Raw genomic sequence first — 14,383 nt, forward strand, 5'->3', positions numbered from 1 at the left:
GAGGCTTAGATGACAGAGCGGATTCAGGTCGGCGGGCTACAGGTGGCACGCGTTCTCCACGAGTTCGTAGAGAACGAGGCGCTTCCGGGTACCGGCGTGGATTCCGCCGCGTTCTGGGCCGGTGCGGAACAGGTGATCAACGATCTCGCCCCGCGTAACCGTGCCCTGCTGGCCGAGCGCGACGAGATCCAGGGCAAGCTCGACGCCTGGCACGGTGAGAACCCCGGCGCGAACTACGACAAGGCCGCCTACAAGAACTTCCTGACCGAGATCGGCTACCTGCGTCCCGAGCTGGCCGATTTCCAGATCGCCACCCAGAACGTCGACGACGAGATCGCCACCACCGCCGGTCCGCAGCTGGTGGTGCCGGTGATGAACGCGCGTTTCGCGATCAACGCCGCCAACGCCCGCTGGGGCTCGCTCTACGACGCTCTCTACGGCACCGACGCCATCTCCGAGGACAACGGCGCGGAAAAGGGCAAGGGCTACAACAAGGTCCGCGGCGACAAGGTCATCGAGTGGGCCCGCAACTTCCTCGACGATTCGGTCACCCTGATCACCGGCTCGCACATCGGCTCGACCTCCTACAAGATCGTCGACGGTGAGCTCGAGGTCGGCCTGGAAGACGGCACCGAGATCGGCCTGGCCGACGCCTCGCAGCTGGTTGGCTACATCGGCGATCCGGAATCGCCGTCCTCGATCCTGCTCAAGCACAACGGCCTGCACATCGAGATCCAGATCGATCCCGAATCGCCGATCGGCAGCACCGACAGCGCGGGCATCAAGGACGTGGTGCTCGAATCCGCGGTCACCACGATCATGGACTTCGAGGACTCGGTCGCCGCGGTCGACGCCGAGGACAAGGTGCTCTGCTACCACAACTGGCTCGGCCTGATGAAGGGCACGCTGGCCGAAGAGGTCAGCAAGGGCGGCAAGACCTTCACCCGCACCATGAACCCCGACCGGGTCTACACCGCGCTCGACGGCTCCGAGCTGGTGCTGCACGGTCGCTCGCTGCTGTTCGTGCGCAACGTCGGCCACCTGATGACCTCCGACGCCATCCTCGACGCCGAAGGCAACGAGGTGCCCGAGGGCATCATGGACGGCCTGATCACCTCGCTGATCGCCAAGCACTCCCTCAACGGCGACACCGAGCTGAAGAACAGCCGCACCGGCTCGGTCTACATCGTGAAGCCGAAGATGCACGGCCCGGACGAGGTCGCCTTCACCAACGAGCTGTTCGGCCGCATCGAAGACGTCATCGGCGTGCCGCGCAACACCCTCAAGGTCGGCATCATGGACGAGGAGCGCCGCACCACGGTGAACCTCAAGGCCTGTATCGCCGCCGCCAAGGAGCGCGTGGTCTTCATCAACACCGGCTTCCTCGACCGCACCGGCGACGAGATCCACACCTCCATGGAGGCCGGGCCGATGGTCCGCAAGGCCGATATGAAGGCCCAGCAGTGGATCGCCTCCTACGAGGACTGGAACGTCGACACCGGCCTGGCCACCGGCCTGCCGGGCAAGGCGCAGATCGGTAAGGGCATGTGGGCCATGCCCGACCTGATGGCCGACATGCTGGTGCAGAAGATCGGCCACCCCAAGGCCGGCGCCAACACCGCCTGGGTGCCCTCGCCCACCGCGGCCACCCTGCACGCCACCCACTACCACCTGGTGGATGTGTTCAAGCGGCAGGCCGAGCTGGCCAAGGGCGGCCCCCGCGCCACCGTCGACCAGATCCTGGAGATCCCGCTGGCCGCCGACATCAACTGGTCGGCCGAGGAGAAGCAGCAGGAGCTGGACAACAACTCCCAGTCCATCCTCGGTTACGTGGTGCGCTGGATCGACCAGGGCGTCGGCTGCTCCAAGGTGCCCGACATCAAGGACGTCGCGCTCATGGAGGACCGCGCCACCCTGCGCATCTCCAGCCAGCTGATGGCCAACTGGCTGCGCCACGGCATCGTCTCCGCCGACGACGTCATCGCCAGCCTGGAGCGGATGGCCCCGGTCGTCGACCGGCAGAACGCCGGCGACCCGAACTACCGTCCGATGGCGCCCGACTTCGCCGGCAGCGTGGCCTTCCAGGCCGCCAAGGAACTCATCCTGGAGGGCACCAAGCAGCCCAACGGCTACACCGAGCCCATCCTGCACCGCCGCCGTCGCGAGGCGAAGGCGCTGGCCGCCAAGTGATCTGCGGTGAGTGAAAAGTAGCTCCCAGCAGCTGTTTCGGCGGAGGCCCCGTACCGGAGACATCCCGGTGCGGGGCCTTTGTCGTTACTGGGGGTCAGCTCGAATACCGGCCCGTCACGCTCAAAACGGCCACAAAACGGTCACACAGGGGATGTGTAACCGGGGTCGAAGGGAAGGCCTGATCAGGTTGGCGGGAGCCGCCTCCGGTGCCGGCCCCACCGACGCCGATCCGTCCGGGTCGATGCCGAGTTGGCCGGCGAGCGGCATGACCCGCGCGATTCTCGGGGGCGGTCAGGCCTGCTGGGCGGCCGCCAGCGCTTCGCGGACGGTCGTGCCCCGGAACTGCATCCGGTCGGCTACGGCCTGGATGACGCCGGGGACATAGGCGGCGAACTGGTTCCTGCGGGGAGCGACCACGTGAGCGGCGCGTCGTTCGATGCCGCGGACGATCTCGTTCACCACGACCTCGATCGGGATGAGCTTCCACAGGCCGGTGTGGTTGTTCCAGATCCGCATCGAGGCGGGCTGGGCCATCACGCCGTCCATCAGGGGAGTCTTGAAGAACGTGGGGTGAACGCTGCCGACGGTGACGCCGGTGTGGGCGATCTCGAGTCGCAAGGTGTCGCACAGGGCCCAGACGCCCGCTTTGCTGGCCGGATAGGCGCCTTGGAGCGGGGCGTGGACGAAGGCTGCGAGTGAGGAGATCGCGACCAGGTGGCCCTGTTCCTTGGTGACGTGCGGGAGCGCCGCGGTGAAGGTGCGCCAGACGCCGTTGAGGTTGATGTCGATGGTGCGTTCCCACGCCTCGGGGCCGAGGTCGGTCATCGGGACGATGGCCTCGCCGATGCCGGCGTTGGCGATGACGACGTCGAGGCGTCCGAAGTGGGCTGCCGCGGCATCGGTGGCCGAGCGGACACTGTCGAGGTCACGGACGTCGACCGCCCAGCCGCGGGCGGTGGTGTCGCCGCCGAGGTCTGCCGCCTGCTGCGCGGTGCGGTCGGCGTCGAGGTCGAGCAGAGCCAGGTTGGCGCCCCGGCGGCGGAGTTCGGCCGCCAGGGCGGTGCCGAGGCCACCGGTGGAGCCGGTGATGAGGACGGTGCGGCCGGCGAGGTCGTAGCGACGCATGAGTGCTTCTTTCTCCTTGATGAGGTGCGGGTCAGGCGCTGACGGGCACGTGGCGGGTGAGGAAGGCGAGCTGCTGGGCGATGTTGGACTCGAAGTCCTCGCCGATGTAGATGTCGAAGTGACCACCGCGCTGCAGGTGGATTTCGCCGCGAGGCGCCTTGGCGACGTGGCGCAGGGTCGCGCGGCTGGGGGCGACGGTGTCGGCTTCGCAGACGGCGAAGTGGGCCGGGCAGGAGATCCTGCGAGCATCGCGCCCGGGGAAGTAGCGGATGATGTCGAGGGCGAAGCGGGCCGCGACGTCGGAGCGAATGCCGTGGTCGTGCGGCGTGATGGCCTGCACGCCTGCGGCGGAATCCGCGGACGTCATGAGCGCGGTGGATCCCGGTGGGCCGTAGGTCGGCACCATGATCGGGTCGCGATCGCGGCGGGTGCCGAGACGGTCGCGCAGGGCGCGGGCGGTGACCTTGGCGGAGGTCATCGGGGGGATCGCCAGGGAGGACGCGAGGCCGTCGGTGAAGGGGCACTGTGCGATCACCGCGGCCAGACGCTGGTCGCGGGCCGCGGTGCGGATCACGTGGCCGCCGCCGAACGACGTTCCCCAGATCACGACCCGCTCGGGGTCGACACCCTCCAGGCTCCGCGCGTAGGCGATGGCCGACCGCCAGTCCTCGAGCTGGCGGCCGATATCCAGGAGTTGCCGCGGCTCACCACTGCTGGCGCCGAAGTGGCGGTAGTCGAACACCAGGCACCGGTAGCCCGCCGCGGCGAAGCGCTCGGCGAAGGCGTCGAGCCGCATCTCCTTCACCCCGCCCAGGCCGTGGGCCAGCACGATGATCGGTCCCGGCGCGCTGGTCGCGCCGTGGGGTTCGTAGAGCCAGCCGGCGCAGGTCTCGCCGCCGGAGGCGAACGTCACGTCTGATCGGGTCATGGCCCAACTGTATGGAATCGAATCCAAGAATGGAAGCGATTCCAAATATGGTCCGAGTTACACTAGCTCCGTGAGTGCTGAGCAGGTGCAGTCCGAGGTAACCCGGGCGCAAAGGAAGGCAGCGGCCAACCGGCGTGCGGTCGTCGACGCCGCCCGCGTGATCGTCGCTGAATCAGGGGCCGATGCGTTGACCCTGGAAGCCGTCGCCGAACGGGCCGACGTAGCCGTGCAGACGATCTACAACCGCGTTGGTGGCCGCTCCGCGTTGCTCACTGCCGTGGCGGAACAGGCGATGGAGGAAAGCCGGGCCTACATGGACGAGGCCTACGCGACACCGGGCACCCCCGAGGAGCGGCTCACCCTGGCTGCTGAGGCATATGCGCGGTTCGCACGCGAGCGCCCGCACGAGTTCCGCATCCTCGTCGAGCCTCCCGACGAGCCAACCGCGATCGACCGGATCGTCGAGCTGACCCGAACTCAGAACGCCAAGCTCGCCGCCGCGATCCACGACGGAATCGCGACCGGCGACCTTCGTCGCGACCTCGATCCCGATGACCTTGCCGCCGTGTTCCTCGCCACCATCAACGGACTGCTCGCCCTTGCCTGGCGCCCGGGGGCCCTCGGTGTCACAGACGAGGAACTCGATCGGCTCCTGGCCACTTACGTGTCGACGGTTGCCGACGGCCTCCGAGTTCGCCCGGCCGGCTGAGCCGGAGACCACAAGCGCCGCGCCGCCGAAGCCGTTGTCAGGCACTTGCCACAGGACCATGTCAATGGGTGAGGATCACCTTGATTCCCACGACCGTGGTGGCCGCGCAGACCAGCAGCACCGCTGCGAGCAATGTCCAGCGACTGGGCCGTTCGCCATGGAGCCGGCCGACGACGAAGACGATTCCGCCGATGCGGACCAGCATGGCCGCTTCGGCGAGCAGCTGCGCCGTGCGTGGGTCGATCCACCCGATCGCCGCGGCCGCGAGGATCGCGCTCGGCATCACCGCGGAGCTGAGAATGGGGAGGGAGTCACGCAGGGCCGCCCACCTCTCCTGTGGCGTGAGTGCGTGGGTCTGGCGCACCGATCGACCGATGTCTTCGGCGAAGGCATGCGCGATGAAGGTGGACAGGGCGGTGCCGAGGACGACCAAGATGCCGACGTGCTCGGCGGACGGTGTGACCGGTATGAGGGCGGCGAGGATCAGCACATTGCCGTAGATGTAGGCGCTGATCCGGCTGGCAGCGTTTCGGCGGTCGAGCGGAATATTCCGGGAGAACAGGGGCCCGTGCAAGAGCGCTTGCCTATTGCGTTCCATCAGTCCTCGCAAGGTTCGTCGAGCGACACTGGTCTCATCATCGACGTATTTCGAGGGTTGTCGAGTGGTTGCTGGTCCGGCCTGTCGTCGAGTGGCACAGCATCGTGAGCTCGATCGAGATGCGGTTTCCGGTGCGACCGAGAACCGCGGTCCGATTTCCACGGGTTTGCCGTATGGAATGGATCCACTTCGCCGGTCCTCTCCCGTTTGCCGATGGCGCGGCGCACACTGAGAAGGGCAGTGCTTCCGAAGAGGAGGTGCGGACGCTCGAGTTGGGCCGGTTCGGCCATCCGGTCATGCCCGGTTTCCCGGTATGAAGGAGTGCTCGTGAACGCCTACCCACCGATCGCCGAGCACGGCATCGTCGGCGATCTGCAGACTACGGCACTGGTCTCGTCCGCGGGCACCATCGACTGGTGGTGCACACCGCGGTTCGATTCACCCAGTCTGTTCGCGTCGCTGCTGGACAGCGAGCGGGGCGGACATTGTCGCCTGGCTGCCGATGGCGCAACCGAAGGTATGGCTGTCCGCCAGTTGTATCTGCCGGACACGGCGATCCTCGTCACGCGGTTCATGGCGCCCGAAGGGGTCGGGGAAGTCGCCGACTTCATGGAGCCGATCCGAGATCCCGCGCCGACTGACCGGCATCGACTCGTGCGCGTGGCCCGCGTGGTCCGGGGGAGCCTGCCGCTGACGCTCGAGTGCCGCCCGCGATTCGATTACGGACGCGCCACCCACACCCTGGAACGGCTCGGCGACCGAGCCGCCGTTTTCCACGGCCCCGGCACGGATCTGCATCTGCAGACCACCGACCCCGTATTGCTGCACGCCGAGGACACAGATGTCACGGCCCGGTTCACGCTCTCCGAAGGGGAGACGGCGGTGATCGTGTTGACCAGCGTGGCCAATGACGGCCCGGCGCCGGCGCATCCATCGCGGGAGGACGTCGCCACCGCCTTCGAACAGTGCCGGGGTTTCTGGCAGTCCTGGCTGCGTTCGTCCACCTACCGCGGCCGGTGGCGGGACATGGTCAACCGTTCGGCGATCACGTTGAAGCTGCTCACCTACGCCCCCAGCGGTGCGCCGATCGCCGCTGCCACGATGGGCCTGCCGGAGCAGATCGGCGGCGAGCGCAACTGGGATTACCGCTATACCTGGATCCGGGATGCCTCCTTGTCGGTGCGGGCTTTGATCGATCTCGGCTTCACCGACGAGGCGTTCGCGTTCCGGCGCTGGCTGCGCGATCGGCTCGACGCCCACGACACGGCCTCCGGTGAGCCGCTGCAGATCATGTACCGGATCGATGGTGATCCCCATCTGGATGAGGAGATACTCGACCATCTGGAGGGCTACCGCGGTTCCGCGCCGGTGCGGGTCGGGAACGCGGCGGCCGATCAGATCCAACTCGACATCTACGGTGAGGCCGCCGATGCCCTGGCGCAATCCTCGGACATGGGTGGCATCTGGGGGTGGCGGTCGTTCGCGAATCTGACCGACTGGCTGGCCGGACACTGGGACCGGCCCGACGAGGGAATCTGGGAAACGCGCGGCGGCCAGCAGGAATTCACCTATAGCCGGCTGATGACGTGGGTGGCGTTCGATCGCGGAATCCGATTGGCCACCGAGCACTCCCGGCCCGCGGATCTGGCCCGCTGGACGCAGGCGCGGGACGCTGTTTTCGACCAGATCGTCGAACGCGGCTGGAGTGCGAAACGGCAGGCGTTCGTGCAGCACTACGCCACCGATGTGCTGGATGCGTCCCTGTTGCTGATGCCACGCATGGGATTCCTGTCACCGCGGGATCCGGCGTGGCTGAGCACCCTGGACGCCATGGACGACGAGCTGGTGCGCGACAGCCTGGTCTACCGCTACGATCCCGAGGCGTCCCCGGACGGTCTGCGCGGCGTCGAAGGCACCTTCAACCTGTGCAGCTTCCTCTACGTCGAGGCACTTGCCCGGGCGGGCCGGGTGAGCCAAGCTCGCTACGCCTTCGACAAGATGCTCACCTACGCCAATCACGTCGGGCTCTTCGCCGAGGAGATCGGGCCCTCCGGTGAGCAACTCGGCAACTTCCCGCAAGCGTTCACCCACCTGGCACTGGTCGCGGCCGCCCTCGACGAACAGCTCGACCGCGCCGAGGCCCAGCCGACAGCGACGCCCGGATAGGCCGAGCAGGCGGATGGCCGGTACCGGTGTGTCCAGCCCACCCCGCGGTGCGCTCGTTCCGCTGGCGCTGGCGCAGTTCATCTGTAGCTTCGCCGGTTCGAATATGAACGTGATGATCAACGACATCAGCGCGGACCTCGACACCACGCCGCAGGGCGTGCAGATCGCGATCACGATATTCCTGCTGGTCATGGCCGCGCTGATGATTCCCGGCGGCAAGCTCACCGATCGCTACGGCCGCAAACGATGTTTCCAGCTGGGGCTGATGATCTACGGTGTCGGCGCGGTAATGAGCGCCCTCGCGCCCGGTCTCGGTGTACTGATCCTCGGCAACTCGATCCTCGAGGGTATCGGCACCGCGCTGCTGATCCCGCCCGTCTACATTTTGACCACCCTTCTGTTCACCGAAACGTCCTCGCGGGCAAAGGCATTCGGCACGATCATGGCGCTGGGTGGCATAGGTGCCGCAGCGGGGCCATTGCTCGGTGGTGTCATCACCTCGACTCTCGGCTGGCGCGCGGCATTCGTGTTCCAAGCGCTGGTGGTCGCGGTGATCGTGCTGCTCGGCCGGCGCATCGTCGACCCGTTGCCGCCGGACCCGACCCGGGTCTTCGACATGGGTGGCGCGGTCCTCTCGGCGGCCGGACTGATCCTGCTCGTGACAGGCATTCTGGCCGCTGACGACAACGGCTGGCTCATGCTCGCTCTGCTGCTACTGGGCGCGGTGTTCCCTGCTGTGGTTCTACCTCTCCATTCGTGCCAGAGAGCGCGCCGGCCGCGAGCCGCTCATCTCGACCGGCCTGTTCCGCAGCCGCACATCCAACCTCGGCCTGGTCACCGAGCACATCCAGTGGCTGCTGCTGATGGGAACGTCGTTCGTGGTGGCGGCGTATCTGCAAGTTGTGCGGGGATACAACGCGATCGAGACCGGCGTGATCTTCACCGCGGCCACGCTGGGACTGCTGGTGTCGTCTCTCGCGGCCGCCCGGCTGGCGCGACGACGGTCCCAGCGCACGCTCATCATGGCAGGCTTTCTGGTGACCCTCGTCGGAATCGGGGTGCTGGTGCCGCTGGCGGGCCGCTTCGTGAGCCCCTGGGCATTCGCGCCCGGACTGCTGCTGATCGGATTGGGGCTCGGCGTCATGCTGACGCCTGCGGTCGACGTCGTCCAATCCAGCTTCGGCGAGGACCAGCAGGGCGAAATATCGGGACTGTCGCGCAGTGTGTCCAATCTCGGTTCCTCGCTCGGCACCGCCATCGCCGGGACCATCCTCGTCGCGGGGCTCTCCGCGAACTCCTATGCCGCCGCGATGATCGTTCTGGCCGTCTTCGGCGTCGTCGGATTCCTCGCCGCGGCGTTGCTACCTCGGACGGCAACGGTGGCCGAACCGAGACCTGCCGCCGGGTGAGGGCGTCAGGGCGGCTCAGGATAAGGAAGACGAACAGGCGACGACCAGCGGCAAGCGGGCACCGACTGCTTATCGCACAGTGACTGTCGTCATGGCCCGTGGGTCCTCGCGCTGCGACCGGAATCCATGCGCGCTAGCTTGGATTCCGTCACCAAGATCGTTTTCAGGGGTGAGACAGCTCATCCGCCGGTAGAGGGGAAATCGTGCGCGTCCTGCTAGTTGCCAGTGCCTTCAACAGTCTCACCCAGCGCGTGCACACCGAACTGCGTGCGCGCGGGCACAAGGTGGGGGTCGAACTGGCGCTCGGTGACGATCTGCTGCGGGCGCGGGTGGCTCACTTCCGGCCGGAGCTGATCGTGGCGCCGATGCTCACCACCGCGATCCCCGAGGACATCTGGACCGAGCACACCGTGCTGATCGTGCATCCGGGTCCCAAGGGCGATCGCGGGCCGTCCTCGCTGGACTGGGCCATCGCCACCGGCGCACGGGAATGGGGTGTGACTGTGTTGCAGGCCGTCGAGGAGATGGACGCGGGTCCGATCTGGGCGTCGGTGCCGTTCGAGGTGCCGGCCTGCGGCAAGAGCGAGCTGTATCGCAACGAGGTCTCGGATGCCGCGGTCGAGGCGGTGCTGCTGGCGGTGGAACGCTTCGCCGGCGGGACGTTCGAGCCCGAGCCGCTCGACTACAGCCGTCCGGATGTGCGGGGACAGCTGCGGCCGTACCACTCGCAGCAGTACCGCCGCATCGATTGGTCCGCCGACTCCACCGCCGATGTCCTGCGCAAACTGCGTGCCGCCGATTCCCAGCCAGGGGTACTGGACGAACTGTTCGGCCGCGAGTATTTCGTGCACGGCGGGCACAACGAGGACCAGCTGCGCGGCGCTCCCGGGGAGGTGATCGCCACCCGCGACGGCGCGATCTGCCGGGCCACCGTGGACGGTGCGGTCTGGTTGCCGCAGCTGCGGCCGCGCCGGGTTCCCGGTGGTCCTGCCACGTTCAAACGCCCGGCTGTCGACGCCCTCGGCACCGACCTGCCGGACGTACCCGAAGTGCCGGTGACGCCGGCCGATGCGGCGGTGCGCGACACCTGGTCCGAGCTGCGCTACCGCGAGGACGGATCGGTCGGGTATCTGGAATTCGCCTACAGCGGCGGCGCGATGAGCACCGGCCAGTGTGAGCGGCTGCTGGCCGCCTACCGGCAGGCCTGCGCCCGGCCGACGGCCGTGCTGGTGCTCGGGCCCGCCCGTGACTTCTTCTCCAACGGCATCCACCTCAACGTCATCGAGGCGGCCGCGGATCCGGCGCTGGAGTCCTGGCACAACATCAACGCGATGAACGACGTGGTCGAGGCGATCCTGACCACCACGGACAAGATCGTCATCTCGGCGCTGGCGGGCAATGCCGCGGCGGGCGGGGTGATGCTGGCGCTGGCCGCCGACGAGGTGTGGTGCCGGGAATCGGTGGTGCTCAACCCGCACTACCGGCTGATGGGGCTCTACGGTTCGGAGTACTGGACCTACTCGCTGCCGCGCCGCGTCGGCGAGACCGAGGCCGCCCGGCTCACCCGCGAGACGCTGCCGGTCGGTGCCGCGGCCGCAGCCGAGATCGGCCTTGTCGATCGGGTCGCGCCGGGCAGCACGACGGCCTTCCGCGAGTGGGTGCGCCGCGAAGCCGCGGCGCTGGCCGATTCGCCGGAGCTGGAGGCCCGGTTGGTGGCCAAGAAGCAGCGGCGCGAAGCCGACGAGCTCAGCAAACCGCTGGCCGACTACCGTGCCGAGGAACTGGCCGAAATGCGCCGCAACTTCTACGGCGACGGCGAGCCCTACCACCGGCTGCGGCGCGAGTTCGTCTACGGCACCGTCCCCGCCGCTACACCGGCCTATCTGCTCGGCTGACCGGCCCGGACATCCGGTGGCGCAGTAGAGACACCGATTGGCGACTGCCAGCGTAATCATGGTGAACTTCTCATCTTGAAATCCTCATTTCGGTGGTTCGCACACTCGTGCACCCGATCGCGGATCGGAAATCGACTAGCAACATCGGAGTAGACGTGCATCTCGAGCACTTCAGCAATGGCTGGGTAACCCCGGCCCTGGCCTACCTCATGTCGTTCATCGGGTCGGTCCTCGGCCTGCGCTGCGCCGCACACGCGCGCACCGCTAAGTCGCCGGCGGGCTGGCTGGTCGCGGCGGCGGTGGCGCTGGGTGGTGCGGGCATCTGGGTCATGCATTTCACCGCGATGCTCGGGTTCGCCATCGACGGTGTGGACATCCGCTACGACGTGCCGCTGACGCTGTTCAGCGCCGCCATCGCGGTGGTCGTGGTGCTGGTCGGGCTGGCGATCGTGGTGCGCGGGCATCGGGAGGTGATCGCCCTGCCGCTGGGCGGTGCGATCACCGGCTTCGGCGTCGCCGCGATGCACTATCTGGGGATGGCCGCGATGAACAGCGGCGCCGCGATGGAGTACGACGCCGGCCTGGTCGCGCTGTCCATTGTCATCGCGGTCGTCGCGGCCACCGCCGCGTTCTGGTTCATGGTGCATGTGCGGGGCTGGGGCAACACGGTGGGCGCGGCGGTGATCATGGGCTTGGCGGTCTGCGGCATGCACTACACCGGCATGATGGCGATGAGCGCCCACCACAGCGACCACCAGGCGGCAGTGGAGGGCCTGGCTCCGGTGGATCTGCTCACCCCGCTGATCACCACCGTCGCGCTGGTCGTGGTGGGTCTGGTCGTCCTGGTCGGGGTCGCCGAGCTGGAGGTACGCAGTACCGCCGCCGCTGCCGCGTCACTCGAGGCCGATCGTCCCGTCGCGACCACACTGGCCACCACCGACCCGACGACGCTGGTGAGCAGCGGCCGGGAATGGCCGCGTCAGCCGATCGACCACTGACCGTCGTCGCTCACGGCAGGGGCTCGGCGTCGCGCTGCCCGAGCAGGGCAGCCATCACCCCGGACTCCTGGGACTGGGAGTGGATCATCGACCGCGCGGTTTCCTTCACCGGCCCGGACTCGATGAGCTGATCGGCCGCCTGCGCCATCGCCACTCCACCCTGGTGGTGGCGCAGCATGAGTTGCAGGAACAGGATTTCGGCGGCGCGGCCGCGGGCGGCGGACAGGGCGTCGAGTTCGGTCATGGTCGCCATCCCGGGCATGTCGTGCCCGGCCGGGGTGTGCGCGTCGGCCGCACCCCCATGGTGATGCTCCGGTTCGGCGGCGGCCCGCATCCAGGCCATCGGCCGCGGAGACAGCGGCGACGCGTTCGCCAGGCGCAGCCAGCCGAGCATGGTGCCGATTTCGAGGCGCTGGGTGTCGGCCATCTGCTGGGCGAGCCGCGCGACGCCGGGGTCGACCGCGGGATCGAGGCGTTGCACCATGATCAGCGCCTGCTGGTGGTGGGCGGTCATGTCCTGGACGAAGCCGATTTCGACTTCGTCGAGTATCGGATCGGCCGGTCGGTCGTCGTCGATGAACAGCGGTCGCAGCGCCGCCCCGAGAACGAGCAGCAGCACCGCGACCGCCGCGTACCCGGCGATCCGCATTCCCCGCGGCATGCTCACGATCCGACGATCGAGGACTGGTTCGGCGGCGGCGTGTACACACCGTTGTCGAGTTCCAGCACCATGAAGCCGTTATCCGAACACGCCACGTACAGCTTGTTGCCGCGCCATTCCGGCGGGGAGAAACACCAGTCGGTGGACACGTCGCCGAAAGCGAGCCGCCCGGTGCGCGGGGTCAGCGCGTCCATCGGGTTGAACTGGCCCTCGAGCACCGCGCGCACGGCATTGGGGGCGCTCATCAACGGCACGCCGATGATGGAGGCCAGCGCGTGCGGGGAATTCCACAGCTCGAGATTGCGGCCGGTGCGGGCGGGCGGGTTGAAGTAGGCGATCTCGCGGATATTGCCCGGATCGCGCACGTCGAAGACCCGGATGCCCGACGAGATCCAGCCGCACGCCAGCGCGGTCGGGTTCTCCTGCCGGTCGGCGGCGCAATAGTGCGATTCGTAGGCGAAGGCCGAACCGCCCATCGAGGACCCGATATTGCTGTCGACGTGCTGCGGCAGGTTGATCTCGAGTTTGAGCTTGGCCGCCACCTTCGGCGCGGTGTCATCGGAGATGTCGATCAGTTTGACCCCGCCGGATCCGCCCTCGTCGACGGTGTAGAGATACGGCCTACCGTCATAGCTGACCGGCACACTGTGCTGGGTGGCCCACCCGTCGGTCCAGAACACCCGGCCGATGTGATGAACCTGCGGATTCGGATCACGCCGCTGCACGGCGCTGATGTCGAGGACGGTGAACCCACCGAGCGCGGAGATGTACATGCGGTTGCCGTCGGGGCTGATGCCGAACCCGTGCGCCTCGATACCGGTGAGGCCCTGCCACACCACATGCGGGTTCGACGGATCGGTCAGGTCGACGGCGCTGACGAAACCGGGTGCGATACCCGAAGCCCAGTAGGTGCGGCCGTCGGGGGAGAACCCGCCCTCGTGCGTGGTGATCGGCAGTGGCATGGCCAGATTCGTGCCGGGGCCGGGATTCAGCAGCCGCGGATGCGCGCAATCGGAGATGTCGTAGACCGACAGGTAGCCGACGCCGATGCCCACCGGAACACCGGTCCCGACCAGCAGTTTGCGTTCCTTGTTGACCTTCAGGCTCTCCCAGGTGCCCGCCAGCATCGCCGGTTCGGTGAGGGTGGCGGTGGGGCGCGGATTCGCCGGATCGGAGACGTCGAGTACCTGCACGCCGCGGCCCTCACCGAGCAGATTGCCGGGGAAGAACGAGCCCATGTAGGCGCAGTGTTCGAAGCTGGTGGAGGTGATTCCGGCGCCGCGTCCGGCGAACTGGCCGACCATCGACATATTGCAGCGATAACCCTGGGTGCTGCGCCCGCTGTCGCGGTCGGCGGCCGGAACGTCGCCTTGCAGACCGGGTTCGGGCATCGAGCCGGGACCGCAGTCCGCCCGCGGGACCGAGGTGCGGCCCACGTCGAGGAATTCGCGCACACCATTGGCGATATCGGATTGCAGGTCGGCCGACGCGCCCGCGGGCAGCATCATGGTGGCGATCAGTGCCGCCGCGGCAAGGGCGAACGGCCTGGCACGGCGCAGCATCAACGGACGCCTCATCGCATCCCCCAACTTCCTTGTTGTCGTTTCACGCCTGCGCCCAGGCGACCGGAACTCGCGTCTCAGACACCTGGGCGGACGTTACTGACCGGAGTTTAATAAGGGCGCCGGGGTTCGGGAGTGTTTT

Annotated in this window: 11 protein-coding genes and 1 pseudogene; 7 read left to right on the plus strand and 5 right to left on the minus strand. The window is 67.7% G+C overall.

Annotation, left to right across the window (positions count from 1 at the left end; translation table 11 throughout):
• Window positions 1-9: 9 nt before the first annotated feature.
• Complete coding sequence (locus FEK34_RS13920) at window positions 10-2,190, plus strand: malate synthase G (protein ID WP_138448295.1); 2,181 nt, start codon at window positions 10-12, stop codon at window positions 2,188-2,190.
• A gap of 291 nt (window positions 2,191-2,481) precedes the next feature.
• On the opposite strand, the gene FEK34_RS13925 is transcribed toward FEK34_RS13920, so the two are convergent.
• Together FEK34_RS13925 and FEK34_RS13930 are read right to left on the minus strand one after the other, a co-directional pair.
• Window positions 2,482-3,315: an SDR family NAD(P)-dependent oxidoreductase gene (locus FEK34_RS13925; RefSeq protein ID WP_138448296.1), complete on the minus strand. Its 834-nt coding sequence runs from the start codon at window positions 3,313-3,315 to the stop codon at window positions 2,482-2,484.
• A 31-nt stretch (window positions 3,316-3,346) separates the two neighbouring features.
• Entirely contained in the window at window positions 3,347-4,243 is an 897-nt protein-coding gene (locus FEK34_RS13930) for an alpha/beta hydrolase (RefSeq protein ID WP_138448297.1), read from the minus strand.
• On the opposite strand from FEK34_RS13930, the gene FEK34_RS13935 reads away from it, so the two are divergent.
• On the plus strand, window positions 4,242-4,952 hold the full coding sequence (locus FEK34_RS13935) for a TetR/AcrR family transcriptional regulator (protein WP_138448298.1): 711 nt from the start codon (window positions 4,242-4,244) through the stop codon (window positions 4,950-4,952). The genes FEK34_RS13930 and FEK34_RS13935 overlap by 2 nt on opposite strands.
• Before the next feature lie 61 nt (window positions 4,953-5,013).
• Here FEK34_RS13935 and FEK34_RS13940 read toward each other — a convergent pair whose 3' ends face one another.
• Window positions 5,014-5,550: a hypothetical protein gene (locus FEK34_RS13940; RefSeq protein ID WP_138448299.1), complete on the minus strand. Its 537-nt coding sequence runs from the start codon at window positions 5,548-5,550 to the stop codon at window positions 5,014-5,016.
• Window positions 5,551-5,877: 327 nt separating this feature from the next.
• On the opposite strand from FEK34_RS13940, the gene FEK34_RS13945 reads away from it, so the two are divergent.
• From FEK34_RS13945 to FEK34_RS13960, 5 genes and pseudogenes are all read left to right on the plus strand, one after another.
• Complete coding sequence (locus FEK34_RS13945; protein WP_138448300.1) at window positions 5,878-7,716, plus strand: glycoside hydrolase family 15 protein; 1,839 nt, start codon at window positions 5,878-5,880, stop codon at window positions 7,714-7,716.
• Between the two features lie 112 nt (window positions 7,717-7,828).
• A pseudogene (locus tag FEK34_RS30765) lies at window positions 7,829-8,224 on the plus strand (MFS transporter); the annotation flags it as partial.
• 280 nt (window positions 8,225-8,504) lie between these two features.
• Complete coding sequence (locus FEK34_RS30770; RefSeq protein ID WP_349292432.1) at window positions 8,505-9,125, plus strand: MFS transporter; 621 nt, start codon at window positions 8,505-8,507, stop codon at window positions 9,123-9,125.
• A 203-nt stretch (window positions 9,126-9,328) separates the two neighbouring features.
• Complete coding sequence (locus tag FEK34_RS13955) at window positions 9,329-11,020, plus strand: hydrogenase maturation protein (protein ID WP_171048215.1); 1,692 nt, start codon at window positions 9,329-9,331, stop codon at window positions 11,018-11,020.
• Window positions 11,021-11,175: 155 nt separating this feature from the next.
• Window positions 11,176-12,018 (plus strand): MHYT domain-containing protein, encoded by an 843-nt coding sequence (locus tag FEK34_RS13960; protein ID WP_138448301.1) that lies wholly within the window; start codon window positions 11,176-11,178, stop codon window positions 12,016-12,018.
• Between the two features lie 10 nt (window positions 12,019-12,028).
• On the opposite strand, the gene FEK34_RS13965 is transcribed toward FEK34_RS13960, so the two are convergent.
• Both FEK34_RS13965 and FEK34_RS13970 read right to left on the minus strand, forming a co-directional pair.
• Window positions 12,029-12,685, minus strand: a complete 657-nt coding sequence (locus tag FEK34_RS13965; protein ID WP_432760954.1) for a DUF305 domain-containing protein — start codon at window positions 12,683-12,685, stop codon at window positions 12,029-12,031.
• Window positions 12,682-14,256: an LVIVD repeat-containing protein gene (locus FEK34_RS13970; protein WP_138448302.1), complete on the minus strand. Its 1,575-nt coding sequence runs from the start codon at window positions 14,254-14,256 to the stop codon at window positions 12,682-12,684. Before FEK34_RS13970 ends, FEK34_RS13965 begins: the two co-directional genes overlap by 4 nt.
• Window positions 14,257-14,383: the final 127 nt, after the last annotated feature.

Source organism: Nocardia cyriacigeorgica, assembly GCF_005863245.1.
Taxonomy (GTDB): Bacteria; Actinomycetota; Actinomycetes; order Mycobacteriales; family Mycobacteriaceae; genus Nocardia; species Nocardia cyriacigeorgica_C.

Excerpts from the sequence above, each read along its gene's own strand:
- FEK34_RS13970 (WP_138448302.1), bottom strand. The coding sequence starts at position 14,256 with ATGAGGCGTCCGTTGATGCTGCGCCGTGCCAGGCCGTTCGCCCTTGCC.
- FEK34_RS13930 (WP_138448297.1), bottom strand. The coding sequence starts at position 4,243 with ATGACCCGATCAGACGTGACGTTCGCCTCCGGCGGCGAGACCTGCGCC.
- FEK34_RS13920 (WP_138448295.1), top strand. The coding sequence starts at position 10 with ATGACAGAGCGGATTCAGGTCGGCGGGCTACAGGTGGCACGCGTTCTC.
- FEK34_RS13935 (WP_138448298.1), top strand. The coding sequence starts at position 4,242 with ATGGCCCAACTGTATGGAATCGAATCCAAGAATGGAAGCGATTCCAAA.
- FEK34_RS13940 (WP_138448299.1), bottom strand. The coding sequence starts at position 5,550 with ATGGAACGCAATAGGCAAGCGCTCTTGCACGGGCCCCTGTTCTCCCGG.
- FEK34_RS13925 (WP_138448296.1), bottom strand. The coding sequence starts at position 3,315 with ATGCGTCGCTACGACCTCGCCGGCCGCACCGTCCTCATCACCGGCTCC.